The 26,161-nt window shown below is 74.4% G+C and carries 22 protein-coding genes and 3 tRNA genes; 23 read left to right on the forward strand and 2 right to left on the reverse strand.

Features of this window, described 5'->3' with window-relative positions; all coding sequences use genetic code 11:
* The first annotated feature begins 125 nt into the window (after positions 1-125).
* The 3 genes from rplU (at position 126) to obgE (ending at position 2,292) form a co-directional block, all read left to right on the forward strand.
* Positions 126-443, forward strand: coding sequence for a 50S ribosomal protein L21 (gene rplU, locus ACIA8Q_RS05335; RefSeq protein ID WP_188307842.1), 318 nt, complete (start codon positions 126-128; stop codon positions 441-443).
* A 14-nt stretch (positions 444-457) separates the two neighbouring features.
* Positions 458-715, forward strand: coding sequence for a 50S ribosomal protein L27 (rpmA, locus tag ACIA8Q_RS05340; protein ID WP_360211510.1), 258 nt, complete (start codon positions 458-460; stop codon positions 713-715).
* A 101-nt stretch (positions 716-816) separates the two neighbouring features.
* The gene (gene obgE, locus ACIA8Q_RS05345) at positions 817-2,292 is read left to right on the forward strand and encodes a GTPase ObgE (protein WP_360211508.1); all 1,476 of its coding nucleotides are present in this window, start codon (positions 817-819) and stop codon (positions 2,290-2,292) included.
* A gap of 77 nt (positions 2,293-2,369) precedes the next feature.
* On the opposite strand, the gene ACIA8Q_RS05350 is transcribed toward obgE, so the two are convergent.
* The gene (locus ACIA8Q_RS05350; protein WP_360221825.1) at positions 2,370-3,200 is read right to left on the reverse strand and encodes a hypothetical protein; all 831 of its coding nucleotides are present in this window, start codon (positions 3,198-3,200) and stop codon (positions 2,370-2,372) included.
* Between the two features lie 305 nt (positions 3,201-3,505).
* On the opposite strand from ACIA8Q_RS05350, the gene proB reads away from it, so the two are divergent.
* The 5 genes from proB (at position 3,506) to ACIA8Q_RS05375 (ending at position 8,669) form a co-directional block, all read left to right on the forward strand.
* On the forward strand, positions 3,506-4,642 hold the full coding sequence (proB, locus tag ACIA8Q_RS05355) for a glutamate 5-kinase (RefSeq protein ID WP_360221823.1): 1,137 nt from the start codon (positions 3,506-3,508) through the stop codon (positions 4,640-4,642).
* 169 nt (positions 4,643-4,811) lie between these two features.
* Complete coding sequence (locus tag ACIA8Q_RS05360; RefSeq protein ID WP_360221820.1) at positions 4,812-5,336, forward strand: hypothetical protein; 525 nt, start codon at positions 4,812-4,814, stop codon at positions 5,334-5,336.
* A 170-nt stretch (positions 5,337-5,506) separates the two neighbouring features.
* On the forward strand, positions 5,507-6,829 hold the full coding sequence (locus tag ACIA8Q_RS05365; RefSeq protein WP_360221817.1) for a glutamate-5-semialdehyde dehydrogenase: 1,323 nt from the start codon (positions 5,507-5,509) through the stop codon (positions 6,827-6,829).
* A gap of 101 nt (positions 6,830-6,930) precedes the next feature.
* Positions 6,931-7,503, forward strand: a complete 573-nt coding sequence (locus ACIA8Q_RS05370) for a hypothetical protein (protein ID WP_396316845.1) — start codon at positions 6,931-6,933, stop codon at positions 7,501-7,503.
* A gap of 104 nt (positions 7,504-7,607) precedes the next feature.
* Complete coding sequence (locus ACIA8Q_RS05375; protein ID WP_360221811.1) at positions 7,608-8,669, forward strand: hypothetical protein; 1,062 nt, start codon at positions 7,608-7,610, stop codon at positions 8,667-8,669.
* Positions 8,670-8,902: 233 nt separating this feature from the next.
* On the opposite strand, the gene ACIA8Q_RS05380 is transcribed toward ACIA8Q_RS05375, so the two are convergent.
* A complete protein-coding gene (locus tag ACIA8Q_RS05380; RefSeq protein WP_396316788.1) occupies positions 8,903-9,973 on the reverse strand; it encodes a M48 family metallopeptidase in 1,071 nt (356 codons plus the stop codon).
* 294 nt (positions 9,974-10,267) lie between these two features.
* Here ACIA8Q_RS05380 and ACIA8Q_RS05385 point away from each other — a divergent pair, with 294 nt between their 5' ends.
* The 15 genes from ACIA8Q_RS05385 to ACIA8Q_RS05455 all read left to right on the forward strand — a co-directional run bounded on the left by ACIA8Q_RS05385 (position 10,268) and on the right by ACIA8Q_RS05455 (position 26,002).
* Positions 10,268-10,414: a hypothetical protein gene (locus ACIA8Q_RS05385; RefSeq protein ID WP_360221805.1), complete on the forward strand. Its 147-nt coding sequence runs from the start codon at positions 10,268-10,270 to the stop codon at positions 10,412-10,414.
* A 186-nt stretch (positions 10,415-10,600) separates the two neighbouring features.
* Complete coding sequence (locus tag ACIA8Q_RS05390) at positions 10,601-10,756, forward strand: hypothetical protein (protein ID WP_360221802.1); 156 nt, start codon at positions 10,601-10,603, stop codon at positions 10,754-10,756.
* A 123-nt stretch (positions 10,757-10,879) separates the two neighbouring features.
* Entirely contained in the window at positions 10,880-11,512 is a 633-nt protein-coding gene (gene nadD, locus ACIA8Q_RS05395; RefSeq protein WP_360221799.1) for a nicotinate-nucleotide adenylyltransferase, read from the forward strand.
* A 12-nt stretch (positions 11,513-11,524) separates the two neighbouring features.
* Positions 11,525-13,339: an LCP family protein gene (locus ACIA8Q_RS05400; RefSeq protein ID WP_396316789.1), complete on the forward strand. Its 1,815-nt coding sequence runs from the start codon at positions 11,525-11,527 to the stop codon at positions 13,337-13,339.
* A gap of 171 nt (positions 13,340-13,510) precedes the next feature.
* Positions 13,511-13,969, forward strand: a complete 459-nt coding sequence (gene rsfS, locus ACIA8Q_RS05405) for a ribosome silencing factor (protein WP_360221793.1) — start codon at positions 13,511-13,513, stop codon at positions 13,967-13,969.
* Complete coding sequence (locus ACIA8Q_RS05410) at positions 13,966-14,613, forward strand: histidine phosphatase family protein (protein WP_360221827.1); 648 nt, start codon at positions 13,966-13,968, stop codon at positions 14,611-14,613. Before rsfS ends, ACIA8Q_RS05410 begins: the two co-directional genes overlap by 4 nt.
* Before the next feature lie 149 nt (positions 14,614-14,762).
* Positions 14,763-14,835: transfer RNA gene (locus tag ACIA8Q_RS05415), tRNA-Ala, on the forward strand.
* Between the two features lie 43 nt (positions 14,836-14,878).
* Positions 14,879-14,951 (forward strand) — tRNA-Ala (locus ACIA8Q_RS05420).
* Positions 14,952-15,248: 297 nt separating this feature from the next.
* Positions 15,249-15,321 (forward strand) — tRNA-Ala (locus ACIA8Q_RS05425).
* Between the two features lie 97 nt (positions 15,322-15,418).
* Positions 15,419-16,723, forward strand: coding sequence for a hypothetical protein (locus ACIA8Q_RS05430; RefSeq protein WP_360221791.1), 1,305 nt, complete (start codon positions 15,419-15,421; stop codon positions 16,721-16,723).
* Positions 16,724-17,143: 420 nt separating this feature from the next.
* Positions 17,144-20,026 carry a leucine--tRNA ligase gene (gene leuS / locus ACIA8Q_RS05435; RefSeq protein WP_360221788.1) on the forward strand — a complete coding sequence of 961 codons (2,883 nt, stop codon included), beginning with the start codon at positions 17,144-17,146 and terminating at the stop codon, positions 20,024-20,026.
* Positions 20,027-20,365: 339 nt separating this feature from the next.
* On the forward strand, positions 20,366-21,151 hold the full coding sequence (locus ACIA8Q_RS05440) for a hypothetical protein (protein ID WP_360221785.1): 786 nt from the start codon (positions 20,366-20,368) through the stop codon (positions 21,149-21,151).
* Between the two features lie 57 nt (positions 21,152-21,208).
* Complete coding sequence (locus tag ACIA8Q_RS05445; protein WP_360221782.1) at positions 21,209-22,054, forward strand: DegV family protein; 846 nt, start codon at positions 21,209-21,211, stop codon at positions 22,052-22,054.
* Positions 22,055-22,185: 131 nt separating this feature from the next.
* Positions 22,186-23,265 carry a helix-hairpin-helix domain-containing protein gene (locus ACIA8Q_RS05450; RefSeq protein WP_396316790.1) on the forward strand — a complete coding sequence of 360 codons (1,080 nt, stop codon included), beginning with the start codon at positions 22,186-22,188 and terminating at the stop codon, positions 23,263-23,265.
* 79 nt (positions 23,266-23,344) lie between these two features.
* The gene (locus ACIA8Q_RS05455; RefSeq protein ID WP_396316791.1) at positions 23,345-26,002 is read left to right on the forward strand and encodes a ComEC/Rec2 family competence protein; all 2,658 of its coding nucleotides are present in this window, start codon (positions 23,345-23,347) and stop codon (positions 26,000-26,002) included.
* Positions 26,003-26,161 lie beyond the last annotated feature (159 nt).

Genomic DNA, 26,161 nt, shown 5'->3' on the forward strand with positions numbered 1-26,161 from the left:
GCTCCCGAGCACATCACCTTCCCGAGGTGACCGCGTCCGCGCGGTTCCGAGGGGAGAGGCCTCTGTGTCCGTACCCAGGTGGCTGGCGTCGGGAGTTCCGACCGAGCAAGGAAAGCAGGTACCGCATGTACGCGATCGTTCGCGCAGGCGGCCGCCAGCACAAGGTCGCCGTCGGCGACGTGCTGGAGATCGACCGTATCGAGGCCAAGCCGGGTGACTCGGTCGAGCTCTCGACCATCCTGGTCGTCGACGGCGAGGCCGTCACCTCCGACCCGTGGGTCCTCGCCGGCGTGAAGGCCCACGCCGAGGTGGTCGACCAGACCAAGGGTGACAAGATCGTCATCCTGCGCTACAAGAACAAGACCGGCTACCGCCGTCGCCAGGGTCACCGTCAGAAGCACACCGCGGTGCGCATCACCAGCATCGACTCGGTCAGCAAGTAAGGGGATAGCCGAAAATGGCACACAAGAAGGGCGCAAGCTCTACCCGTAACGGCCGTGACTCGAACGCCCAGCGCCTCGGCGTGAAGCGCTTCGGCGGCCAGGTCGTCTCCGCCGGCGAGATCCTCGTCCGCCAGCGCGGCACCCACTTCCACCCGGGTGCGGGCGTCGGCCGTGGCGGCGACGACACGCTGTTCGCGCTGACCGCCGGTGCGGTGCAGTTCGGCACCCGTCGCGGCCGCAAGGTCGTCAACATCGTGGCCTCCGAGGCCTGAGTCACACCAGACTCACAATGAAGGGTGGGCCGGAATGTTCCGGTCCACCCTTCATGCTTTACGCAGGTAGAAGCAGACTCATCCGTACTGGAGGCACACCCATGACCACCTTCGTGGACCGCGTCGAACTTCACGTCGCCGCGGGTAACGGGGGCCACGGCTGCGCCTCCGTGCACCGCGAGAAGTTCAAGCCGCTCGGCGGCCCGGACGGCGGCAACGGCGGGGAGGGCGGCAGCGTCATCCTCACCGTGGACGCTCAGATCACCACCCTGCTCGAGTACCACCACTCGCCCAAGCGCAAGGCCACCAACGGCAAGCCCGGCGCGGGCGGCAACCGCACCGGCGCGGACGGCGAGGACCTCGTCCTGCTGGTGCCGGACGGCACCGTGGTGCTGGACCGCAGCGGCAACGTGCTCGCCGACCTGGTCGGCCACGGCACCAGCTTCGTCGCCGCCCAGGGCGGCCGCGGCGGCCTCGGCAACGCCGCGCTCGCCTCGGCCCGCCGCAAGGCGCCCGGCTTCGCGCTGCTCGGCGAGCCCGGTGAGGCCCGTGACATCGTCATGGAGCTCAAGTCCGTCGCCGACGTGGCCCTGGTGGGGTACCCGAGCGCCGGCAAGTCCTCGCTGATCTCGGTGCTCTCCGCCGCCAAGCCGAAGATCGCGGACTACCCGTTCACCACCCTGATCCCCAACCTGGGCGTGGTCACCGCCGGCGACACCGTCTACACCATCGCCGACGTGCCCGGCCTGATCCCCGGCGCCAGCCAGGGCCGCGGGCTCGGCCTGGAGTTCCTGCGGCACGTCGAGCGCTGCTCGGTGCTGGTGCACGTGCTGGACTGCGCCACCCTGGAGCCGGGCCGCGACCCGCTGACCGACCTGGAGACCATCGAGGCCGAGCTGGCCCAGTACGGCGGTCTCGAGGACCGGCCGCGCCTGGTCGCGCTCAACAAGGTGGACGTGCCGGACGGCCAGGACATCGCCGACCTCACCCGGGCGTCCCTGGAGGAGCGCGGCTACCGCGTCTTCGAGGTCTCCGCGGCCTCCCGCAAGGGCCTGCGCGAGCTGAGCTTCGCGCTGGCCCAGATCGTCGCCGAGGCGCGGGCCGCCAAGCCCGTCGAGGAGTCGACCCGGATCGTGCTGCGGCCCGTCGCCGTGGACGACGCCGGCTTCACCATCACCGAGGAGGACGGCGCCTACCGCATCCGCGGCAGCAAGCCGGAGCGCTGGGTCCGCCAGACCGACTTCTCCAACGACGAGGCCGTCGGCTACCTGGCGGACCGGCTGGCCCGCCTCGGCGTCGAGGACCGGCTCTGGAAGGTCGGCGCCCACGAGGGCGACACCGTCATCATCGGCCCGGACGACAACGCCGTGGTCTTCGACTGGGAGCCGACCATGGCCGCCGGCGCCGAGATGCTCGGCCGCCGCGGCGAGGACCACCGCTTCGAGAACCCGCGCCCGGCCGTCGACCGCCGCCGCGAGAAGCAGAAGGGCCGGGACGCGGCCGAGGCCGAGTTCCTGGCCTTCGAGGCGCTCTCCAGCGGCCGCCAGGCCGCCATCGAGGGCGACGACGAGGACTGAGTCCGCGCAGCCGCGAGCGGCCCCCGCCACCCGTCCGGGTGGCGGGGGCCGCTCGCGTGTTCAGCGCCGGCGGGACGTCACTTCGTCCAGGCCGCCTGGACCTTGGTGATGTCGGTCGAGTCGCCGTAGCCGACCATCGCCGGGACGCCGCCGGCCGGGAAGCTGACGATGTCGCAGCCCTTGAACTCGACGCCCTTGGTGGCACCCGAGAAGCTCGGGGTGGTGCACTTGGCCACGGGGGTGGAGCCGGTCGGGTTGGCGAAGCTGGCGGTGCCGCCCGAGGCGTCGTAGACCTTGAACTTGGAGTTGGGCGCCGCGAAGGTCAGCTTGGAGTCCCCGAGGTTCTTCATCGTCCAGCTGACGTAGTAGATCGCCCGGCCGTCCAGGCCCGTGGTGGGGGCCTTGGCGTCCTGGAAGTCCTTGAGCGAGCCGGGGGTCACGCCGGTGACGGTGATCTCCAGCTTGGCCGCGGCGTTGAAGGTCTTGTCGGCGAAGTCGACGGTGGCGGGCTGGCCGAACTTCACCGCGGTGCCGGCCTGCGGCAGCTTGCCGCCGCCCGCGCCGCCGCCGGTGGCCGCGCCACCGGTCGCGCCGGCCGTGGCCGCCCCGCCCGTGGCCGCCCCGCCCGTGGCACCGGCGGTGGCCGCCCCGCCCGTGGCCGCGCCGCCGGTCGCGCCGGTCGGGGCCGCGGTCGAGCCGCCGGCCGCGCCGCCCGTGGCGGCACCCCCGGTCGCGGCACCGCCGGTGGCCGCGCCGCCGGTCGCCGCGCCGGTCTGGGCCGGGGCCGCGCCCGTGGCGCCGCCCGTCCCCGCCGGGGTGTCCGCGTTGTCCGGGCCGCAGGCCGCGAGCGACAGCGCGGTGGCCGCCGCCAGGGCGGCGACGGTGAGCTTGGTGGTGTACGTACGCATGGTGCGCTTTCCTGGGCGCGCGACCGCGAACCGTTGCCGGCCTGCCCATTGCGGTGCCGCCCGATGACACGAGAGTCGAAGACGAATGGGTTCAGCGGGCAAGAAGCCGTCCCCCGATCTGGCTTGCGGTCAGGGACCATACCAGCCATCCGGATTGTCGGCCGCGCTGTGGCGAGGCCGTGACCGGGACGGGTCCAGCCGGTGAAACAACCGGAGGGCGACCTGTGCGGATCGCGTAGATTTCGGGGGCGACGGCCGGGCCCGGCCCGCCGCACCAGCACCACACCGGAAGGGCGTACAGCGAGATGAGCGAGGACTCACTGCGGCAGGAGGTGCTGACCGCGCGGCGGATCGTCGTCAAGGTCGGCTCCTCCTCACTCACCACGGCGGCCGGCGGCCTGGACGCCGACCGGGTCGACGCCCTGGTGGACGCGCTGGCCAAGGTGCGGGCCCGCCCGGACGCGCCCGAGGTGGTCCTCGTCTCCTCCGGCGCCATCGCCGCCGGGCTCGCGCCGCTCGGCCTCGACAAGCGCCCCAAGGACCTCGCCCGCCAGCAGGCCGCCGCCAGCGTCGGTCAGGGCCTGCTGGTCGCCCGTTACACCGCCTCCTTCGCCCGCTACGGCATCCGGGTCGGCCAGGTCCTGCTCACCGCCGAGGACGCCAGCCGGCGCGCCCACTACCGCAACGCCTACCGCACCCTCGACCAGCTGCTCGCGATGGGCGCGATGCCGGTCGTCAACGAGAACGACACCGTCGCCACCGCCGAAATCAAGTTCGGCGACAACGACCGGCTCGCGGCCCTGGTCGCCCACCTCGTCCGGGCCGACCTGCTGGTGCTGCTCTCCGACGTCGACGGGCTCTACGACGGCGACCCCTCCCGGCCCGGCACCAGCCGGATCGACCGGGTGAGCGGCCCGCACGACCTCGACGGCATCGAGATCGGCAGCGCGGGCAAGGCGGGCGTCGGCACCGGCGGCATGGTCACCAAGGTCGAGGCGGCCCGGATCGCCACCGGAGCGGGCATCCCGGTGGTGCTCACCGCCGCCAGCCACGCCGCCGACGCGCTGGCCGGCCGGCCCACCGGCACCCTGTTCCTGCGCACCGGCAGCCGCACCTCCGACCGGATGCTCTGGCTCGCCCACGCGAGCAGCCCGCGCGGGGCCCTGCACCTGGACGCGGGCGCCGTCACGGCGGTCGTCTCGGGCGGCGCCTCCCTGCTGCCGGCCGGGGTCACCAAGGTCGACGGGGAGTTCGCCGCGGGTGATCCGGTGGACCTTCTTGCCGAAAACGGCCACATCGTGGCTCGTGGACTGGTCAACTTTGATGCGAGGGAGTTGCCCCGCCTGCTCGGCCGGTCCACCCGCGACCTGGCCCAGGAGTTCGGCGCCGCGTACGAGCGCGAGGTCGTCCACCGCGACGACCTGGTCGTTCTGCGCGGCTGACCGGCCCACGCGCCGGCACCGGCCGGCCGGCGGAGCGCGGTCGGCGGGCCGCTCCGCAGGGGGAGCGGCCCGGCCGCGGGCGAGGAGGGGTGCAGCCGGACCGGTCGGCCGAGGGCCGGCGGGACCGGTGCGGGGGGACGACACGACATCGCCGAACAGGAGGCCGCCGGTGGAACGCAGGCGCGAGACGGCGCTGACCGCGGGGACCGCGGGCCGGCGGCTCACCAGCATCGACGGCGGACGCGGGGACGCCCCCGCGCAGCCGGCCGGTCCGCCGCCGCAGGGGCCCCGAGGGGTGCGCAGGCCGCCGGCGCAGCGCGCCGACGAGGGGGAGCCGCCCACCGTGCCGGAGCAGGCCCGGCTCTGGCACGTGGTGCTGAGCGTGTCCGGGCAGGTGACCCCGCTGTCCTCGCTGCGGGCCTCGCTGGAGCGGCTGGCGCACGACCACTCGTTCTTCCTGACCGCGCGCTACGCCGCCGACCACGCGGAGATCCGGTACTGGGAGCAGGCCCGGGACCTGCACGACGCGGCGGCGATCGCGCTGCGGCTGTGGGGCGAGCACAAGCTCACCGCCAACCTGCCGCCGTGGGAGATCGTCGGCCTGGAGGTGGTCGACCGGGCGACGTACCACAAGCGGGTGGCGGAGGGCTTCGGCGACCCGTCGCCGCACCTGGGGGGCGTGCACCCGTACTGAGCGCCGGGCGGGCGGCGGGTGCGGTGGGTCCGGGCGCGGTGCGTCCGGGCGGGGTGATCGCGCGGCCCGGCCGGTGCGCGCGGGCCGGCTGCGGCGGGGTGCGTCCGGCCCGGAGTTCGGATGGCGAAACGGCGGACCGGCACGGCCGGCGCAGTCGCTACCCTGGGCGCATGACCAGCGACCTCGCCACCGCCGACAGCCCCGTCCTCGCCGTAGCGCGCCGAGCCCGGGAGGCCGCCGCCGCGATCGCCCCGCTGCCGCGCCGGGCGAAGGACGCCGCGCTGCTGGCGATCGCGGACGCGCTGGTGGCCCGCAGCGCCGAGATCACCGCGGCCAACGCCGAGGACGTGGCCCGGGCCCGCGAGGCCGGCACCGCCGAGTCGGTGATCGACCGGCTGAGCCTCGACCACGAGCGGATCGCCGCGATCGCCGCCGACGTGCGCCAGGTCGTCGGCCTGCCCGACCCGGTCGGCGAGGTGCTGCGCGGCTACACGCTGCCCAACGGCCTGGACGTGCGCCAGGTACGGGTGCCGCTCGGCGTGGTCGGCATCATCTACGAGGCCCGGCCGAACGTGACCGTGGACGCCGCGGCGCTCTGCCTCAAGTCCGGCAACGCCGTACTGCTGCGCGGCTCGGCCTCCGCCTACCGCTCCAACACCGCGCTGGTCGCCGTCCTGCGGGACGCCGTCGCCGCCGCCGGACTGCCCGCCGACGCCGTCCAGCTGGTGCCGGGAGAGAGCCGCGAGTCCGTCCAGGAGCTGATGCGCGCCCGGGGCCTCGTCGACGTGCTCATCCCGCGCGGCGGCGCCTCGCTGATCCGCGCCGTGGTCGAGGGCTCGACCGTCCCCGTGATCGAGACCGGCACCGGCAACTGCCACGTCTACGTGGACGCGCGGACCGACCTGGCGATGGCCGTCGGCATCCTGCTGAACTCCAAGGCGCAGCGGGTCAGCGTCTGCAACTCCGCCGAGACGCTGCTGGTCCACCAGGACGTCGCGGACGCCTTCCTGCCGCTCGCGCTGGCCGCCCTCGCCGAGGCCGGGGTCACCGTGCACGGCGACGACGCGGTGCTCAAGGCCGCAGAGGGCACCGGCGTCACCGCGGTGCCCGCCACCGACGAGGACTGGGGCACCGAGTACCTCTCCTACGACCTGGCGGCGGCCGTGGTGCCCTCGCTGGACGCCGCGGTGGAGCACATCCGCCGCTGGTCCTCCGGCCACACCGAGGCCATCGTCACCACCTCGCAGGCCGCCGCCCGGCGGTTCACCCAGCTGGTCGACTCGACGACCGTGGCCGTCAACGCCTCCACCCGCTTCACCGACGGCGGTGAGTTCGGCTTCGGCGCGGAGATCGGGATCTCCACCCAGAAGCTGCACGCCCGCGGCCCGATGGGCCTGCCCGAGCTGACCAGCACCAAGTACATCGTCACTGGTGACGGGCACGTGCGGGGCGAGGCGACGCAGACCGTCGGCGGGGCCGCGGACGCCGGCTGACCCGGCCCGGGGCGCCCCGCGTCACACGGGCGACGGACCAACTGCGAGGAGCCACAGACAAATCGCCCGCCCGGTAATACGCTGAATCCGTGGCTGAGGATGTGGGGGGCTTGCCGTACCCCGACGGCGCCGACCACGGTGGTGCGGACGACGAGTTCGCCACCGTGGTCTTCGATGAGGCCTTCGTCCGGTCCGCCGCCGTGCACGAGCCGACGGCCAAGGAGCGGCAGCTCGCCGCCGCCGAGGCCCGGTTCGAGCCGGACTCCGCGGGCCCGGGCTGGGGGTATGACGTCACGGCCGGGGACGGGCTGCCGCTGGAGCTGCGCCCGTACCCGAGCGGACTCGACGACGACCACCACTACCCCGACCCCTGGTCGGGCCCGGGCCGGGCGACCGGCCGCCAGGGCCGCCGCCGGGGCGGGCGGGGTGCCGACCCGCTGCGCGGGCGCGGACGGTACGTGGCGCAGCAGCGCTGGCACCGGCCGGTGGCCTGGATCCTCGCCGTGATCATGGGCGTGAGCCTGGTGGCGGTCGCCGTCGCGGCGATCTACCAGGGCGTGGGCGGGCCGGCCGGCGCGCCCCGGCGCCCCGAGTCCGGCAGCAGCAGCGCAGGGACGGACCCGCGACCCGCGCCGGCCGAGCCGTCGCTCGTGGTCACCGCACCCGCGGGGTGACGTCGTAGCGGCGGTGCGGGTCGGGGCGGGTGGTCACGGAGCGCTCCCGGGAATCTGTGTGAGCGCCCTCGTGGAGCGGCCCGGATCCGGCTTACCCTGGTGTCATGGGTGACCCGCGAGAACCTCCGGAGGGTACGCCCGACGGTGGTTCCGGCAACGAGGACGAATACCGGTCCGTCGTTTTCGACGAATCGTTCGTCCGGGCTGCCCGGATCCAGGAGCTGTCCGCCCGGGAGCGGCTGGCCGGGTCCTTCGGGAAGGCCACCCGGGCCCGGGTGCGGCTCGGTCCGCTGGGCACCGTCCCGCGGCAGGCGCTCGCCCTGCTGCTGCTCATCCTGCTGGCCTTCGGGGCTGCGGTGTACTTCGGGGTCAGCTCGCCGAACCGGATCTCGGCCCGGCCCGAGGGCAGTCAACTGACCGTCAGTCTGGTCGCGTTGAGCCCCGCCGCGGCGGTCAAACCGGTCGCCGACCCGGCCGATCCGTTCGCCGCGCTGCCGGTCGGCTACAGCGACGGTGCGATCGGCCTGGGCACCCCGAGCGGGGCCGCCACCGAGCACTTCAGCCGGGTCGAGGTCACCAAGGCGCTCGACACCGTCCAGCGCTACCTGGTCGCCTCGTCGCTCGCTCCGGGCACCCTCGTCCAGGGCGCCACCGACGACGTGCGGGCCTTCGTGACCCCGGGGGAGCAGGCCCAGTTCGACACCAGCGTCGCCCAGCCCGTCGACGACCGGCACCACGCGCTCACCGGCTGGCTGGTCCGCTTCGACCCGGCACAGGTCGCGCTCGCCGCGGACTCCGTCAAGGTGACCGGTGCTATGCGGATCGACGAGGCGGACAGCGGCACCCTGCAGATCACCACCGACCACACCTTCGTCTACGCGCTGAAGGCGGCCGGAGCCCCGGCCGGCGCGCCGGTGACCCTGGAGACCGTGCGGCGGCAGCTGACCTTCCAGTTCGACCGGGTCGACCTCGCCTCGGCGCAGCTGCGGCTGGTGGACTCGGTCATCCAGGCCGGCCCCCAGCCCTGCAGCGGTTCGATGGCCGGGTTCCTGCAGCCGGTGCTCGCGACCGCGCAGGGCACCCAGGTCCCGGCGCCGGCGGCGATCGACCCGGGCAACCACGCGCACCCGGCGTGGCAGGTCTGCGGGGTGCTGGCGGGCGGCTGAGGCACGGCTCCGGGGTTTTCCCCCGGGGTCCGGGGGGCTTCGCGCCGCCCGTGGCCGGGGCTTCCTCGCCGCCGCGGCGGGGTCCGGGCCTGCTCCCCGCCCGGGTGCGGGGCTTCTCTCTCCGCCCGGGTGCGGGGCTTCCTCTCCGCCCGGGTACGGGGTCTCTTCGCCGCCCGGGTACGGCGACGGCCGGCGCCCCGGGGCGGGGCACCGGCCGTCGACGGGCGGGCGGGTCAGCCCTTGCCGCGGTCCTCGCCGTCCTCGCGCGGGGCGGCGGACGGGCGGGCGGCGCCCGTGAAGGTGTCGCGGAGCTTGCCGCCGACGTTCGCGGCACCGCCGGCGACGTCCCGGATCAGGCCCATCAGCGGGTCCTTGCTGTCCTTCACCGAGGACGTGTAGTGGTCGGCGGCGGCCTTCCACTGATCGCCGACCGAGGTGTTCGGGTCGTCCGCCCGGCGCGGGTAGGCGCCGGCCAGGATCGAGCGGTAGTCCTCGCTCTCGGCCCACTTCTTCAGCTGGGCGACCCGGACCACCGCGAACGGGTGGCTCTGCGGCAGCACCTGGAGCAGCTTGAGCACGCCGTCGCGCAGGTCCCCGGCCTTCTCGTACTCCTCGGCCTGCTCCAGGAAGGCGTCGACGTTCAGCTCGGCCAGGTCGTGCCCGCCGGCCAGCTTCATCAGGGCCCGCATGGACGCCTGGAGGTCCTGCCCGGCGAGCAGGCCCGCGCGGTCGCTGGACAGCTCCGCCTTGCGGAACCACTCCTTGAGCGCGGTGACGACCGCCATGATCGCCAGGTTGCCGAGCGGCACCCAGGCGACCCGGGTGGCGATGTTGGTGAGGATCATCAGCATCGTCCGGTAGACGGCGTGGCCGGACATCGCGTGGCCGACCTCGTGGCCGATGACCGAGCGCAGCTCCTCCTCGTCCATCAGGTCGACCAGGCCGCTGGTGATCACGATGACCGGGGAGTCGATGCCGATGCAGTACGCGTTGACCGTCGGGTCCTGGGTCACGTACAGGTCCGGGACCTTCTCCAGGTCGAGCACGTAGGCCGCGTCGCGCACCATGTCGTACAGCTCGGGGAACTGGCGCTCGGAGGTCTTCACGGCGGTGGCCAGGAACATCAGCCGGATCGAGCGCTCGGAGACCAGCCCGGCGAGCTTCTTCAGCACGTCGTCGAAGCCGGTCAGCTTGCGCAGGGCGACCAGGGCGGACCGGTCCGCCGGGTGCTCCCAGGCACGGGTGGAGATGCCGGCGAAGCGCTGGCGGCGCCGGCTGGGGGTCTTCACGGTCGGGTCGGTCATGGTCCGGGTACCTCCTGGTCGACGGCGGCCCCGGCCCGGCGGCCGGCCCCCCGCTGCTGTGCTCCTTCAACGACTGAATCTGCAACGTCCGTGGTTGCGTACTCGTCCCCGGGCGGGCACGCGTACCCGGGCCGGGCGGGCACCAGGACCCGGACCGGGTGCGCCGCGGGGCCCGGACCGGGCGCGGCGCGGGGGCCGGTGGGGGCCGCCGGTGTGAGGCCGGTTTACCCTGAATGCCCTGGAGAACCGAGACCGGACCCGGCCGCGGTACCGAGCAGTTCGAGGAGCCCGCAGATGTCCACCGACGCGCTTGTCAGCCTGGCCACGCCCATCTCGAACGAGGCCGGCCCGGGTATCTTCCTGCGGATCATCGTGGTGGCGTCGTTCGTCGGCGTCGGCCTGCTGGTCTGGATCATGGCGCGCGCCTTCCGCGGCAACTGAGGCCCCGCGGGGCCCCGCCCGGGGCGCGTCGCACCTGCTGCCCGCCCCGGCGGGGCTCACCCCCGGTCAGCGGCGGTGGGCCGCCGAGCGGTTGCGGTGTGACCCCCCGTACGATGACGGGTGGGCCCTCACCGGCCCGGAAGAACCCCAGGTCCGTTCACCCGAGCCGAGAAGGTCACGCCGACCATGAACACTGCCGCCGCACTCCCCGTCCTGAACCTGCTCGCCGAGGGCGAGGGGGGCAACCACGACAGCCTCAACCCGTACCTGACGGGTGGCGCCGCACTGTTCATCCTGCTGCTCCTGCTCTTCGTCACCACCCGCTTCAACCGGGACCGCTGAGCCCGTCCCGACGCCGCCCGGGGGGCGTCCGGCCCGTGCGCCGGACGCTCCCCGAGGCGTCTGCGGAGGACCCCCACCCGGGCGTTCCCGCACCGTAACGGGCGTCGCGTAAGGTGTGGCGGCATGGGAGAGCAGGCCGGGAATCCCGGCGGACCGGAACCGGTGAAGAAGCGCCTCGGCGTGATGGGCGGAACCTTCGACCCGATCCACCACGGCCACCTGGTCGCCGCCAGCGAGGTGGCGAGCGCGTTCCACCTGGACGAGGTGGTCTTCGTCCCGACCGGGCAGCCGTGGCAGAAGAGCGACCGCCAGGTCACCCCGGCCGAGGACCGCTACCTGATGACGGTCATCGCCACCGCCGAGAACCCGCAGTTCTCGGTCAGCCGGATCGACATCGACCGCGAGGGCCCGACGTACACCGTCGACACCCTGCGCGACCTGCACGCCATGCACCCGGACGCCGACCTCTTCTTCATCACCGGTGCCGACGCGCTCGCCCAGATCCTGTCCTGGCGCGACTCCGAGGAGCTCTTCTCGCTCGCCCACTTCATCGGATGCACCCGCCCGGGGCACACTCTGTCGGACGCCGGGCTTCCGGTGGGCGGGGTCTCCCTGGTGGAGGTCCCGGCGCTGGCCATCTCCTCCACGGACTGCCGCAACCGGGTCGCCAAGGGCGAACCGGTCTGGTACCTCGTCCCGGACGGCGTGGTCCGCTACATCGACAAGCGGGCGCTGTACGCGCCGCACCGGACCTGACCAGGAGCGGGCGTGAGTGATCGCAGCGGCGGCCAGCAGCACCAGCAGCCGGAGGAGTGGTCGACGGGGCAGTACCAGCAGCCGTACCAGGCGTACCAGCAGCAGCAGCCGCAGCAGCCGCAGCAGTACGACCAGTACGGGCAGCCGGTGTACTCCCAGGACGCCTACGGCTACCAGGAGCAGCAGCCCTACCAGCAGCAGCCGTACCAGGCGTACCAGCAGCAGCCGCAGCAGTACGACCAGTACGAGCAGCAGTACGACCCGTACGGGCAGCCCGTGCAGCCGGGACAGGCCGGCCAGGCGTACCAGCAGCAGGGCGGCTACGGCTACCAGGACCAGCAGTACGGCTACGACGGCTACCAGCAGCAGGCCTACCCGGCCGCCCCGTCGGTGGCCGAGCCCGAGCCCGGGGCCCGGTCCGGGCAGCGACCCGGACCGGCCGTCACCGCCGAGCCCCCGGCCCCCGCGCCGCCGCGCCCGCGCGCGCCCAAGCCCGCCGCGGCCCCGGCCAAGCCCGAGCAGCCGTCCGAGATGGTCGGCGGGGCCCGGGCCGGCAAGGCCGGCTCGAAGGCGTCCAAGGACGACTACCCCACGGGCGAGTTCACCTTCGTCGACGAGGAGGCGGAGGAGACCGAGGACGTCATCGACTGGCTGAAGTTCGCCGAGTCCCGCAGCGAGGTGCGCGCCGAGCGCCGCCGCAAGCTGCGCAACCGGCTGATCGGCCTCGGCGTGGTGGTGGCCCTCGCGGCGGCCGGCACCGGCGGCTACCTCTGGTTCACCGGCGACAAGCAGACCGCGGCGAGCGCGGCCGGCCCGCGCCAGGTCAACGTGGTGCACCTGCGCGACCTGCAGGGCAAGGTCTCCAGCGCGCTGCTGGTCAACGACGTCACCGGCAAGAAGGGCACCGTCCTGCTGCTGCCCGACACCCTGCGGCTGCCCGGCCCCGGCGACCCGCCGGTCACCACCGTCGGCCAGGCCATGGACAGCATGGGCGCCTCGGCCACCCGCGACGGCCTGTCCACCGTGCTCGGGGCCCCGGTCGCCGGCACCTGGCGCCTGGACACCCCGTACCTGGAGATGCTGGTCTCCCAGCTCGGCGGAGTCCGCGTGGACACCAACGCCGAGACCCACGAGGGCGGCAAGCCGGACGGCAAGCTGCTCTCCGCGGCGGGCAAGAACACCATGCTCAACGGAAAGGCCGCGGTCGCCTACGCCACCCTGCAGGCGCAGGGGGAGAACCGCGACGCCCAGCTGGCCCGTTTCGGGCAGGTGATGGACGCGGTCCTGCGCACCATGCCCACCGAGCTGAAGGACGCCAAGGACGACGTGCACCGGATGAACGCGGTGCTCGACCCCTCGCTGCCCGAGGACGCCCTCGCCGGGGTGCTCGCCCAGCTCGCCCAGCAGGCGAAGGACGGCCACCTCGGCACCACCGCGCTGACCGTCAAGCCGGACGGCGGCCTGGACGAGGCCACCGCGGGCAAGCAGGTCAAGGACGTGCTCGGCGGCACCGTGAAGTCCGCGGCCTCCGGCGAGGCCCCGGCCCGGGTCTCGATCCAGGACGCCACCGGGAACGACCAGGCGGCCGCCGCCGCACAGGTCCAGGTGGTCAACTCCGGCCTGACCTTCATCCCCGGCGGCTCCAGGACCGCCCCGCAGGCCACCAGTGAGATCCGCTACACCGACGACGCCCGGCAGGCCGCGGCGAAGTCGCTGGCGACCAGTCTCGGCCTGCCGGACACAGCGGCGAAGAAGGTCGGGGACGCCCAGAACGCGGACCTCGTGGTGGTGCTCGGCAAGGACTACCAGCCGCCGAAGAACCAGTAGGGCGGGCCCGCCCGGGCCGGACCCGGCCCCGGGCCCCGGCCCGGGCGGGCCCGGCGGGCGGCGGCGCGGCCCCGGAAAAGCGTTCCGGGGCCGCCTCGGCGGCGTGAGATCCTGGAAGGCACCCCCGGCCGAGCGCCGGGGGCACCCAAGCCGCCGAGCCGGAAGAACACCGTGACCGTCACCGACCACAGCCAGCAGCTCATCACCGTCGCCGCGCAGGCGGCGGCCGACAAGCTCGCGCACAACATCATCGCCTTCGACGTCAGCGAGGTGCTGTCGATCACCGACGCCTTCCTGATCGCCTCCGCCGGCAACGACCGCCAGGTCCGGGCCATCGCCGAGGAGATCGAGGACCAGCTGCGCGAGCAGCTGGACATCAAGCCGGTGCGCCGCGAGGGCGAGCGCGAGGGCCGCTGGATCCTGCTCGACTACCTGGACATCGTCGTCCACGTCCAGCACTCCGAGGAGCGTTCCTTCTACTCGCTGGACCGCCTCTGGAAGGACTGCCCCGAGCTGCCCCTGCCCGAGGACGCCGTCGCCTCGCGCAACCGCCCCGACGCCCACACCGACGGGGCCGGCAACGCCGTCGCCCCGGCGGACGACTTCGGCAAGCCCGAGGACCTGCACTGAGCCGGGACGCGCGGGGCCCGCGCATCGTCTTCTGGCGGCACGGTCAGACCTCCTGGAACCTCGAGTCCCGCTTCCAGGGCACCACGGACATCGAGCTGACCGGGCAGGGCGTCCTGCAGGCCCAGCGGGCGGCCCGGCTGCTCTCCGGCCTGCGGCCCGACCTGCTGATCTCCTCCGACCTCGTCCGGGCCCGGCGCACCGCCGAGGAGCTGGCCCAGGTCACCGGGCTCGACGTCCAGCACCACGAGGGCCTGCGGGAGACCTACGCGGGCTCCTGGCAGGGCCTGACCAACGCCGAGATCCGCGAGCGCTACCCCGAGGAGTACGCGGCCTGGGCGGCCGGCGAGCCGGTCCGGCGCGGCGGCGGCGAACTCGCGACCGAGGTCGCCGACCGCTCCGTCCCGGTGGTGCTCGAGGCCGTCGCCAAGCTGCCGGAGCACGGGACGCTGGTGGTGGTCAGCCACGGCGGGACCATCCGCACCATGCTCGGGCGGCTGCTCGACCTGGAGCCCGCCCAGTGGGAGTGCTTCGGCGGACTGTCGAACTGCTGCTGGTCGGTGCTCGGCTCGGGGGCGCGCGGCTGGCGCCTGCTGGAGCACAACGCGGGCACGCTCCCGCAGCCGGTGATCGGCGACGACACCTGAGCGACGGGTGCGTCACGGGTGGGACGGAGGGGGCCCGGAAGGGCCCCGAGAGGGCGGATTTCGCAGTTCCGGGCCTGACCAGCTAGAGTCTTCCTCGTTCGCAGGGAAGGAACGCGGCCCGGAAGGGAAGCGGGAGATCCGGTGAGTGCGGGGCTATAGCTCAGTTGGTAGAGCGCTTGCATGGCATGCAAGAGGTCTGGGGTTCAATTCCCCATAGCTCCACTCCGCACCAGCGATCCTGTTCAGGCAGGGGAGCCCGTGTCGCGGGGCTATAGCTCAGTTGGTAGAGCGCTTGCATGGCATGCAAGAGGTCTGGGGTTCAATTCCCCATAGCTCCACAGCAGTGGAGAGGCCGTCACCCTTCGGGTGGCGGCCTCTCGCGTTGTGGGGGTGCGTCCGTCGGGCCGGGTCGTCGGGGTGCGTCCGTCGGGTCGGGTCGGGGTGGCGGGAGCGACCGGGTGCACGGCGACCCGTCCGGGGCCCGCGGCAGCCGGCGGACCACGCAGGTCACGGCCCGGTCGGCGGCCGCGGGAAACGGATTCGTGGAGCACCCCCGGGACCGTGTAAAGTAGTCGATGTCGCCGAGGGAAACCGGACGGAAACGGCCGAAAGCCCCCGGTGACATCGCAGGTCAAGGGGCTATAGCTCAGTTGGTAGAGCGCTTGCATGGCATGCAAGAGGTCTGGGGTTCAATTCCCCATAGCTCCACAGCAGTCGAGGGCCGTCTTCCGAAAAGGGAGGCGGCCCTTCGTCGTTCTGCTCATGCCACCGGCGGGAGACCCGGAAAGACCGCTACCTTCGTGCCATGGCCGATCTGGAGCGAAGGCGGAACGAGGAACTGGCCCGGATACTGCACCAGCTCGGCTGGAGTCCGGAACGGCTCGCCCGCGAGGTGAGCCTCGCCCTGCCGCCGGGCCTGGCCATCAGCTCCACCGCCCCCTACAAGTGGCGCGACCGCGGCATGGTGCCGCGCAGCCCGCACGACCAGACCGTCTGCGAGGTCCTCAGCCGCACCCTCGGCATCGCCGTCACGTACGAGCAGCTCTGGGGCCGGATGGGCGGCCACCGCGGCGCCAAGATCCTCTCGCCCCGGCTGCTCACCGACCCGTGGACCGCCGACACCGCCCAGACCGCACTGCGCGAGGCCGCCACCGACGCCGGACCGGTCCGCCTCACCGACCTCTTCCGCGGCGCCGACCTCGACCAGGCCGCCGAACGGCTCGCCTCCCCGCCGCCACCCGTCGGCGGCGGCGAGGGGGCCCTGCGCATCGACCCCGGCCTGGTTGGCGACCTCGGCCTCTCCTACCGCAGCAAGCAGCGGCTCGAACGCTCCTGCGGCGGCGGCCTCGTCCTCGGCCCCACCCGCGCCGAACTCGCCATGGTGGCCAAGCTGCTGGAGCTCGGCGCGTATGACGAACGGCTCGGCCGCGAGCTCTACGGCACGGCCAGCCGGCTCGCCCGGCTGGCCGGCTGGGCCGCCTACGACCTCGGCCACGACGCGGCCGCCCAGCGGGCCTTCGTCGCCGCGCTGCGCGCCGCCCACGTCAGCGGTGAGCCCCGGCTGGGCGTCGCCGTGCTCGGCGCCCTGGTGGCGCTCGCCCCGCAGGGCGCGGGCGGGCGGGGCCTGGACGCCGTCGACGCCCTCGACCGGGCCCTGACCGTCCACGCCGCCGCGCTGAGCCCCGTCGGGCGGGCCCGCCAGCTCGGCCGGATCGCCCGCGCGCACGGACGCCGGGGCGAGGCGGAACGGACCGAGCGGGCCGCCGCCAGGGCCTTCGCCGAGCTCGACGGCGTGCCCGGTACGGCCGAGGCCCGCGCCGACCTCGCCGGGATGGTGGGGGAGGGGCGCCTGGCGCTCGGCCAGTACCGGCTGGCCAAGGCGCTGCTCGCGGAGGCCGTCGCGGGCCTCGGGGCCGGCCGGGCCCGGTCGAAGGCGCTGCTGATGGTCCGCCTCGCCGAGACCCACCGGCGCCTCGGCGACCAGCGGGAGGCGGCCCGGACCGCGGCGCTCGCCCGGACGCTCGCCTCGGGCATGCAGTCCGAGCGGCTGGCCCGGGCGCTGCGGGACTTCGACACGGCGGGGCGGGTGGCGGCGCAGGCCGGGAGGTGAGGGGCGGGCCCGGTGCGTCGGCCGCCGCCCGTCGGTGACGGTCCGGCTCCGGTGGCGCGGCGGCTCGGCCCCGGCAGCGGGCGGGGTCCGGGGCAGGCGCGCGGCGGGCGGCCGGTGCGGGGCGCGCCCCGGGCGGCCCGTGAAGGGCGTGCGGCGGGCGGTCCGTGAGGGCGTGCGGCGGGCGGTCCGCAGGGCGGTACACCCGGGAGCGGGCCGACCCGCTTGCGGTACCCTGAGCCCATGCGAACCGTGCGCCTGCTCCTTAGCCGGCCGCGCTGACCAGGACCGGCTGCGCCCTCGGGCGGGGCCGGAGTCGGCGTGGCGTCCCCTCCTGCGAGGGGATTTTTTGTTTTCCGCCCCCGTTCACGGGCCGGCCGTGTGCGCGGTTCGCCAACTGACACCGATGGAGCTTGAAGGACCATGAGCGAGACGACCCCTGCGTCCGGCACGGCCGAGACCGTGACCGAGCCGTTCCGGTACAGCGCTGCGCTGGCGGCGGAGATCGAGTCCCGCTGGCAGGACATCTGGGAGAAGGAGGGCACCTTCCACGCCCCCAACCCCACCGGTGCGCTGGCCGACCCGTCGGCCGGTGACGTCGCCGCGCGGCCGCACAGCTTCATCATGGACATGTTCCCGTACCCCTCGGGTGCGGGCCTGCACGTCGGCCACCCGCTGGGCTACATCGCCACCGACGTCTACGCCCGCTACCAGCGGATGACCGGCCACAACGTGCTGCACACGCTGGGCTACGACGCCTTCGGCCTGCCCGCCGAGCAGTACGCGGTGCAGACCGGCACCCACCCGCGGGTCTCCACCGAGGCCAACATCGCCAACATGCGCCAGCAGCTGCGCCGGCTGGGCCTGGGCCACGACCCGCGCCGCTCGATCTCCACGATCGACCCGGAGTACTACCGCTGGACCCAGTGGATCTTCCTGCAGATCTTCAACTCCTGGTACGACGAGGCCGCCGGCAAGGCCCGCCCGATCGCCGAACTCGTCGCCGGGTTCGAGTCCGGTGAGCGCGCCACCCCGGACGGCCGCGCCTGGGCCGAGCTGTCCGCCGCCGAGCGGGACGAGCTGCTGGGCGAGTACCGGCTGGCGTACGCCAAGGAGGTGCCGGTCAACTGGTGCCCCGGCCTGGGCACCGTCCTGGCCAACGAGGAGGTCACCGCGGACGGCCGCTCCGAGCGCGGCAACTTCCCGGTGTTCAAGTCCAACCTGCGCCAGTGGATGATGCGCATCACCGCGTACTCCGACCGGCTGATCGCCGACCTGGACCTGCTGGACTGGCCCGAGGCCATCAAGCTGCAGCAGCGCAACTGGATCGGGCGCTCCGAAGGCGCCCGGGTCGACTTCGCCGTCGGCTCCGACGAGAAGATCACCGTCTTCACCACCCGCCCGGACACCCTGTTCGGCGCCACCTACATGGTGCTGGCGCCCGAGCACGGTCTGGTCGACTCGATCGTCCCGGCCGCCTGGCCCGAGGGCGTGCCCGCCGAGTGGACCGGCGGTGCCGCCACCCCCGCCGAGGCCGTCGCCGCCTACCGCGCCACCGCCGCCGCCAAGTCGGACGTCGAGCGCCAGGTCGAGGCCAAGGTCAAGACCGGCGTGTTCACCGGCGCCCACGCCGTCAACCCGGTCAGCGGCGCGGCCGTCCCGGTGTTCATCGCCGACTACGTGCTGATGGGCTACGGCACCGGCGCCATCATGGCCGTCCCCGCCCACGACCACCGCGACTTCGCGTTCGCCCGCGCCTTCGCGCTGCCGATGCGCTGCGTCGTCGAGCCCACCGACGGGCGCGGCGAGGACCCGGCGGCCTGGGACGACGCGTTCGACACCTACGACTCGGTCATCGTCAACTCCACCCGGGACGGCCTGACCCTGGACGGCCTGAGCGTCGTCGACGCCAAGGCGCACGTGACCGGCTGGCTGGCCGAGCGCGGCATCGGCGAGGGCACCGTCAACTACCGCCTGCGCGACTGGCTGTTCAGCCGCCAGCGGTACTGGGGCGAGCCCTTCCCGATCGTCTACGACGAGGACGGCGTCATGCACGCGCTGCCCGAGTCGATGCTGCCGGTCGAGGTCCCCGAGGTCGACGACTACTCGCCGCACACCTACGACCCGTACGACTCCACCTCCTCGCCCAAGACCCCGCTGTCGCGCAACGAGGACTGGGTCAACGTCGAGCTGGACCTGGGCGACGGCCCGAAGCGGTACCGCCGCGAGACCAACACCATGCCCAACTGGGCGGGTTCCTGCTGGTACGAGCTGCGCTACGTCGACCCGTCCAACGACGCGGCCGTGGTCGACCCCGCCAACGAGCGCTACTGGCTGGGCCCGACCGCGACCAAGCCGGCCGGCGGCGCCGACCTGTACGTCGGCGGTGCCGAGCACGCCGTGCTGCACCTGCTGTACGCGCGCTTCTGGCACAAGGTGCTGCACGACCTGGGCCACGTCTCCTCCGTCGAGCCGTTCCACAAGCTGTTCAACCAGGGCATGATCACCGCGGACGTCTACCGCGACGAGCGCGGCTTCCCGGTGCCCGCCGCCGAGGTCGAGGAGCGCGACGGGGCCTACTCCTGGCAGGGCGAGCCGGTCAAGCGCGAGGCCGGCAAGATGGGCAAGTCCCTGAAGAACGCCGTCGCCCCCGACGACATCGCCGACGAGTACGGCGCCGACACGCTGCGCCTGTACGAGATGTCGATGGGCCCGCTGGACGTCTCCCGCCCCTGGGACACCCGCGCGGTCGTCGGCTCGTACCGCTTCCTGCAGCGGCTGTGGCGCAACGTCGTCTCGGAGACCACCGGCGAGCTGGTCGTCACCGAGGAGGAGCCGGACGAGGCCACCCTGCGGGCCCTGCACAAGGCGATCGACGGCATCCGTGCCGACATGGCCGGGCTGCGCTTCAACACGGCCGTCGCCAAGGCGATCGAGCTGAACAACGCCCTGGTCAAGCGCGGCTCCACGCCGCGCGCCGTGGCCGAGCAGCTGGTCCTGATGGTCGCGCCGCTGGCCCCGCACATCGCCGAGGAGCTGTGGCGCCGACTGGGCCACGGCGAGTCGCTGGCGCACACCGACTACCCGGTCGCCGACCCGGCGTACGTGGTGGACGAGTCGGTGACCTGCGTGGTGCAGATCAAGGGCAAGGTCAAGGCGCGGCTGGAGGTCGCCCCGGGCATCTCGGACGCCGAGCTGGAGGCGCTGGCGCTGGCCGACCCGGCCGTCGTCGCGGCGCTGGGCGACGCGCCGGTGCGCAAGGTGATCGCGCGGGCTCCGAAGCTGGTGAACATCGTCACCGGGTGACTCGGTGATCGGGTGACTGGTCGACCGGGGGTCGGTGGATCGGGTGACCGGTCGGCGGCGGTCGGTCGGTGTGCCGGTCGAGCGTGGTGTGTGGGCGGGCGTCCTCCGGGGCGCCCGCCCTTCGCCGTGCTCCGGCGCTCTCCGCCGTGCTCCGGCTCCCGCTCCTCTCCCTGCGCGCCCTGTGCCCTTGGGGGAATCCCCGATCTGTCCCTGATCTCCGCCGCCGGGGCCCGTTCGGCCGGCCCCCGGGCCCCGTGCGGCGGCTACGGTGGAACCCTCGGCAGGGCGGCCCGCGTTGGGACCGGTGGGGGCCGAAACGGTGGCGGAAGGTGGCTCGCGATGGACGTGTTCGGCGTGATGATCGGCCTGGTCCTGCTCTTCGGGATCGCGGCGCTGGTACTGGCCGTGGTCGGCACGGTGCGGGCGGCGAAGACGGTCGCCGCGAAGATCGGGCAGCACGAGGCCAACGCCCGCCGCGCCGTGGAGAACGCCACCCTCAAGGCGAAGACCTACACCAAGGCCGGGCCGCCCGGGCAGATCGCCGCCGTCCGGCTGGGCCTGCGCACCTCCCTCGACGGCACCCGGCAGGTGCTGGAGGGCGGGCTGCCCCAGGACGGCCAGCTCGGTGAGTCCCTCGCCCTGCTGACCAGGCTCGACGCGCACGCCGCCGAACTCGACGCCGAACTGCGGATGCTCGAGCGGGAGCCGGACGTCGCCCGGATCGCCGCCAAGCTGCCCGAACTGCGCCGCCGTGCCGAACGGATCACCCGCTCGGCGGAGACCATGCGCTGGGCCGCGCAGGACCGGATGCACCGGTTCGCCGACGACGAGCTCGGCCGGCTCAGCCAGGAGTGCGAGAGCGAGGCCGGGGCGCTGCGGCACTGGGACGGGCCGTCGTCCGGGGCGTCGTCCGCTTCCGGATCGTCCGCGTCGGGTTCGTCCGGTACGTCGGGCTCGTCGGGCTCCGCCGGGGCCGCGGGGGGTGCGGGAGAGCCGGCGGCACGGGCCGGGCTGACCGACGGGAAGGGGCGCGCGGGTGCGGAGGAGCTGCTCGGGCTCGCCGACCCGCTGGCCAAGCTGGCGCAGCGCCTGCGGAAGCCGTCGGCGGGGCCCACGGCCGGCTGAACGGGGCCCGCAGCAGGGCGCTGTCCTCGGCGACGAACGGGGAGTAACCTCCGCCTCATGCCCTCCGACCTCGCACTCGTCACCGATTCCACGGCCTATCTGCCGCAGGAGGCCCTCGACCGCCACGGGATCACCGTCGTCCCGCTCAGCGTCGTGGTCGGCGACTCGGTGCTCTGCGAGGGTGTGGAGATCTCGCCGAAGGACGTCGCCGAGGCGCTGCGCGGCAAGCAGCGGGTGACCACCTCCCGGCCGAACCCGGAGACCTTCGCGGCCACCTACCGGGCCGCCGCCGAGGCCGGGGCGAAGGGCGTCGTCTCCGTGCACATCTCCGGCGAGCTGTCCGGCACGGTCGAGGCGGCCAGGCTGGCCGCCGCCGAGGCACCCGTGCCGGTGCGGGTGGTGGACAGCCGACTGGTCGGCATGGCCCTCGGGTACGGGGTGCTGGCCGCCGCCGAGGCGATCGAGGCCGGGCAGGACCTCGCCTCCGCGGCTGACGCGGCGACCCGGCGCGCGGCCGGGACCAGCGGGTTCTTCTACGTCGACACCCTGGAACACCTGCGACGGGGCGGCCGGATCGGGGCGGCCCGGGCGCTGCTCGGGTCGGCGCTGGCGGTCAAGCCGCTGCTCCACCTGGACGGGGGCCGGATCGAGCCGCTGGAGAAGGTGCGCACCGCGTCACGGGCGATCGCGCGGCTGGAGGAGATCGCGGTCGAGCGTTCGGGGGACGGGGAGGTCGACATCACCGTGCACCACCTCGCGGCCGAGGACCGGGCCGAGCCGCTCGCGGAGCGGTTGCGCGCGCGGGTGCCCGGGCTGCGCGAGCTGTACGTGGGTGAGGTGGGCGCGGTGATCGGCGCACACGTCGGGCCGGGGCTGCTCGCGGTGGTGGTCGCGCCGCGCTGAGCGGCTCCTGGTCAACTCGTCGAGGCTCGACTCACTCGTGCGAGCGATCTGTTTTATCCACAACCCCCGGGTTTTCCACAGGGTTTGGGTAATTTCTGCGCGCCGGTCCGTGGGCTCCTACCGTCCTCGGCATGACGAGCTTGAGCCTGGGCGCGGCGAAGCGCCACGAGACCGACGAGACCGTACGACTGCGGATGGCGGCGCTGCTGCCTGTGGACGGTGACCGGACTGCCGGGGCGCGAGCCCCCGTGGCCGGCTCGGGCTCCGGCACCGGTGCGCCCGGCTCCGGCACCGTGACCGGGGAGCCCCCGGCGACGGGGCCGCCGGCGGGGGCGGGGCCGCCGGTAGGTGAGGGGCTGCCGGTACCGACGGCGGAGTCGGGGAGCGTGCGCGGTGCTCCGGCGCCGCCGTCCGCCTCCGACGTGCCGGGCGCGCCGGAACCGCCGGGACCACAGGACTCCTTCGGCCCGGCGATCGCGCCGCGCTTCCGGTTCGGCGCGGCCCTGGCGCTCGACCGGCGGGCGGTGGCCGGGTTGGCCGTGCTGCTGCTGTTCGCCGTCGGCTACGCCGTGCAGCATTTCTGGTTCGCCCGGCCGCAGGCGCTCCCGGTGCCGGCGCTGGCGTCCGTTCCGGGGTCGGCAGGGCCGACGGCGGCCGAGCCCGTCGTGTCCCCGGGCGAGACCACCGCCGAGAGCGCGGGCGGTGCCGGTGCCGGTGGCGCGGCGGCGGCCGTGACCGGGGGCCCCGGCCCTCCCGGTGCGCCCGACGCAGGGTCGGCCGTGGTGGTCGACGTCGGCGGGCGGGTCCACCTCCCCGGTCTGCACACCCTGCCGGGCGGGTCCCGGGTGGCCGACGCACTGAAGGCCGCGGGAGGCCCGCAGCCGGAGACGGACACCCACAACCTGAACCTGGCCCGGGTGCTGACGGACGGCGAGCAGATCCTCGTCGGCGAGTCGGCCCTTGCGCCCGCCCCCGCCGCCGGGCCCGGCGGCGGCCTCCCGACGCCCGCCGGGCCCCGACCACCTGTCAGCCTCAACCGCGCCACCCTCGAACAGCTCGACACCCTCCCCGGCGTCGGCCCGACGCTGGCCCAGCGCATCCTCGCCTACCGCACGTCGCACGGCTCGTTCCGCTCGCTCGACCAGCTCCGACAGGTCAGCGGAATCGGCGCGCGGACGTTCGCGGAACTCCGCCCCCTGCTCACGCTCTGACGTCCACCCATCCGATCCGTCCATCGTCGACCGTCCGCCCGAGGCGGTCCGCTGCCACCCGCCGAGAGGGGGTACCGCCATGCCCGTCACCATCGACCAGGCCTCGACCGCCCGCTCCGCGGGTGCCGACTTCCGACTGCTGCTGCCGGCCGTGTCGGCCTGGGCGGTCACCGCCGCGCTCCTCGGCCTGGCGCCGCACCACCACGTCCACGCCTTCGGGTTCGCGGCCGCCGCGACGGCGGTGGCCGGCCTGCTCCTGGCCGGACGCGGGCTCCGGCGCCGCCGAGGGGCGGCGGTGACGCTGGCGGCCGTCCTGCTCACCGGGGCCGCCGCCGCGGTCGCGACCCCGCTGCACACCGCCGACCTGCACCGCGGGCCGCTGCCGGAGCTCGCCCGGGCGGCCGAGCACGCGGCGCCGCACTCCCCGGACCGGTCCGCCCGGGCGGTCGACGTGGAGTTGACCGTCGTCGGGGACCCGGCGTCCCACACGTCCCGCAGCGGCCCCGCGGGAGGGCAGACCCTCCTGACCGTCCAAGCGGTGGCCGACCGCGTCACGCTCCTCCCGGACGGCCGGAGCACCCGGACGCGGACACCCGTGACCGTCATGGTCCGGGGCCCGGAGGCCGAACCCTGGCAGCGGCTGCTCCCGTCCCAGCGGCTGGCGGCGGAGGCCGAGGTGCGTCCGGCGGGCGAGGGGCACGAGACCGAGTCCGCGGCCCTGCTGATCGCCCACGGGCCGCCACGGCAACTCGCTCCACCGAGCCTTCCGCAGCGGATCGCCGGGCGGCTGCGCGCGGGCCTGCGCACGGCCACCGACGGGCTCCCGCCGGATGCGCGGGGGCTGATCCCGGGCCTGGTCGTCGGGGACACCTCCCGCCTGCCCGACGACCTGGAGGACGCCTTCCGGGCCACCGACCTGGTGCACCTGGTGGCGGTCAGCGGGGCCAACCTGGCGATCGTCCTCGGCGTGCTGCTGGGCGCCCCCGGGCTGGCCGGGACCTCCGAGCGACGCGGGCTGGCCGCGGCACTGGGGCTCTCGCTGCGCACCAGCGCGCTGCTCGGGACGGCCCTGACGCTGGCCTTCGTCACCGTCTGCCGCCCGGAACCCAGCGTGCTGCGGGCCGCGGGGACGGGACTGATCGGCATGCTCGCGTTGGCCACCGGCCGCCCCCGGCAGGCGGTGCCCGCGCTCGCCGGGACGGTCCTGGTCCTCGTCCTGCTGGACCCGTTCCTCGCACGGTCCTTCGGCTTCCTGCTCTCGGTGCTCGCCACGGCAGGGTTGCTCGTCCTCGGGCCGCACTGGGCCGCGGCGTTGCGCTCCCGGGGTTGGCCGCACCACCTGGCGGGCGCCCTCGCCGCGACGGCCGCCGCGCAGGCGCTGTGCGCGCCGGTGACGGTGCTGCTGTCCGGTCACGTCAGCCTGGTCGCGATCCCGTGCAACCTGCTGGCGGAGCTCGCGGTGGCCCCGGCGACGCTGCTCGGTTTCGGGGTGCTCGTACTGCAGCCGCTGCTGCCCGGCCCGGCCGGCCTGCTCGCCGAGCCGGCCGGGGTGGCGGCGGGCTGGCTCGCGCTGGTGGCCCGGCGCGGAGCCGAGCTCCCCGGTGGCCAACTCGTCTGGCCGGGAGGGTGGTTCGGGGTCGTGACGGTCGCACTGGGCGCCCTCGCGGCCTGCTGGGCGGCGCCGCTCCTGCTGCCGCGGCGCACGGAACCCGACTCCGTCCGTCCTCATCTCCGGCCCCGCCCCCGCCCCCGGCGGCGGAGGCGATGGGTGCGGGCGCTGGTGACGGGGCTGTTGCTGGTGGTCCTGCTGGCCGTGCTGCTGCGACCGCCCCAGCTGACGAGGATCGCCACCGGCTGGCCGCCACCGGGGTGGCGGATGGTGATGTGCGACGTCGGTCAGGGGGACATGTCGGTCCTCGCGGCGGGTGTACCGGAGCGGGCGGTGGTGGTCGACGCGGGTCCGGACCCGAATGCCGCGGACAGGTGTCTGCGGGATCTCGGGGTCACGGAGGTGCCGTTGCTCCTGCTGACGCACTTCCACGCCGATCATGTCGAGGGTGTGCCGGGGGTGGTGCGGGGTCGCCGGATCGGGGCGGTCGAGGGCACCACTCTGGACGAGCCGCCGGGTGAGGTCGCCAGGGTGACGGCGTGGTCGGCCGCTGCGGGCGTACCGCTGCTGCGGGCCGGGCGGGGTGAGCGGCGGTCGGCGGGTGCGGGGCTGTCCTGGGAGGTGGTGTGGCCCGAGGCGGGGTCCGTGGTGGAGGCGCCGGGGGCGAACAACGCCAGCGTGGCGCTGCTGGTGTCGGCGGCGGACGGCCTGCGGATGGCATTGCTGGGTGACCTCGAACCACCGGCGCAGGCCGCCTTGTCGGGGCGGGTGGGGAGGGTGGACGTGTTGAAGGTGGCGCACCACGGTTCGGCTCATCAGGACTGGGCCCTGGCCGGCGAGCTGCGGCCCCGGCTGGCGTTGATCTCGTGCGGCGAGGGCAACGCGTACGGTCATCCGTCCCCGCGGACGGTGGACCGGCTACGGGCGCTGGGCGCGAGCGTGCTGCGGACCGACCGTGCGGGGGACATCGCGGTGACGGGTGACTCCCCGGCCGCGCTCGGCGTGTCCGTGCACCCGCAGGGCGCGCACGGAGCGCGCTGGGCGGATGCACACGGCGAGGGCGGGGGCGGCGTGACGGCCTCCGCCCCCGGGCGGGGCGCGCGGTCCCCGCGAGCCCCGCCCGGATGACCCCTGCCCTCCTCTCCTCCCACCTCATGGGTGGGGAAGGGAAAGGGGTGGGGTGGGGAGGAGGGGGCGGGGGGCGGGGGGGCGGGGCCCGGGAAACGGTTGCGGCGGGCGCCGGGGGGGGCCCGGGGGCCCCCCCCCGGGGCCCGGGCGGTGTGCGCT

Origin of the sequence: Kitasatospora sp. NPDC051705, assembly GCF_044453265.1 — a bacterium.
In the GTDB taxonomy this organism is placed as follows: Bacteria; Actinomycetota; Actinomycetes; order Streptomycetales; family Streptomycetaceae; genus Kitasatospora.

Coding starts and splice junctions, on each gene's coding strand:
- rplU (WP_188307842.1), top strand. CDS start 126: ATGTACGCGATCGTTCGCGCAGGCGGCCGCCAGCACAAGGTCGCCGTC.
- rpmA (WP_360211510.1), top strand. CDS start 458: ATGGCACACAAGAAGGGCGCAAGCTCTACCCGTAACGGCCGTGACTCG.
- obgE (WP_360211508.1), top strand. CDS start 817: ATGACCACCTTCGTGGACCGCGTCGAACTTCACGTCGCCGCGGGTAAC.
- ACIA8Q_RS05350 (WP_360221825.1), bottom strand. CDS start 3,200: ATGCGTACGTACACCACCAAGCTCACCGTCGCCGCCCTGGCGGCGGCC.
- proB (WP_360221823.1), top strand. CDS start 3,506: ATGAGCGAGGACTCACTGCGGCAGGAGGTGCTGACCGCGCGGCGGATC.
- ACIA8Q_RS05365 (WP_360221817.1), top strand. CDS start 5,507: ATGACCAGCGACCTCGCCACCGCCGACAGCCCCGTCCTCGCCGTAGCG.
- ACIA8Q_RS05375 (WP_360221811.1), top strand. CDS start 7,608: ATGGGTGACCCGCGAGAACCTCCGGAGGGTACGCCCGACGGTGGTTCC.
- ACIA8Q_RS05380 (WP_396316788.1), bottom strand. CDS start 9,973: ATGACCGACCCGACCGTGAAGACCCCCAGCCGGCGCCGCCAGCGCTTC.
- ACIA8Q_RS05385 (WP_360221805.1), top strand. CDS start 10,268: ATGTCCACCGACGCGCTTGTCAGCCTGGCCACGCCCATCTCGAACGAG.
- ACIA8Q_RS05390 (WP_360221802.1), top strand. CDS start 10,601: ATGAACACTGCCGCCGCACTCCCCGTCCTGAACCTGCTCGCCGAGGGC.
- nadD (WP_360221799.1), top strand. CDS start 10,880: ATGGGAGAGCAGGCCGGGAATCCCGGCGGACCGGAACCGGTGAAGAAG.
- ACIA8Q_RS05430 (WP_360221791.1), top strand. CDS start 15,419: ATGGCCGATCTGGAGCGAAGGCGGAACGAGGAACTGGCCCGGATACTG.
- leuS (WP_360221788.1), top strand. CDS start 17,144: ATGAGCGAGACGACCCCTGCGTCCGGCACGGCCGAGACCGTGACCGAG.
- ACIA8Q_RS05440 (WP_360221785.1), top strand. CDS start 20,366: ATGGACGTGTTCGGCGTGATGATCGGCCTGGTCCTGCTCTTCGGGATC.
- ACIA8Q_RS05445 (WP_360221782.1), top strand. CDS start 21,209: ATGCCCTCCGACCTCGCACTCGTCACCGATTCCACGGCCTATCTGCCG.
- ACIA8Q_RS05450 (WP_396316790.1), top strand. CDS start 22,186: ATGACGAGCTTGAGCCTGGGCGCGGCGAAGCGCCACGAGACCGACGAG.
- ACIA8Q_RS05455 (WP_396316791.1), top strand. CDS start 23,345: ATGCCCGTCACCATCGACCAGGCCTCGACCGCCCGCTCCGCGGGTGCC.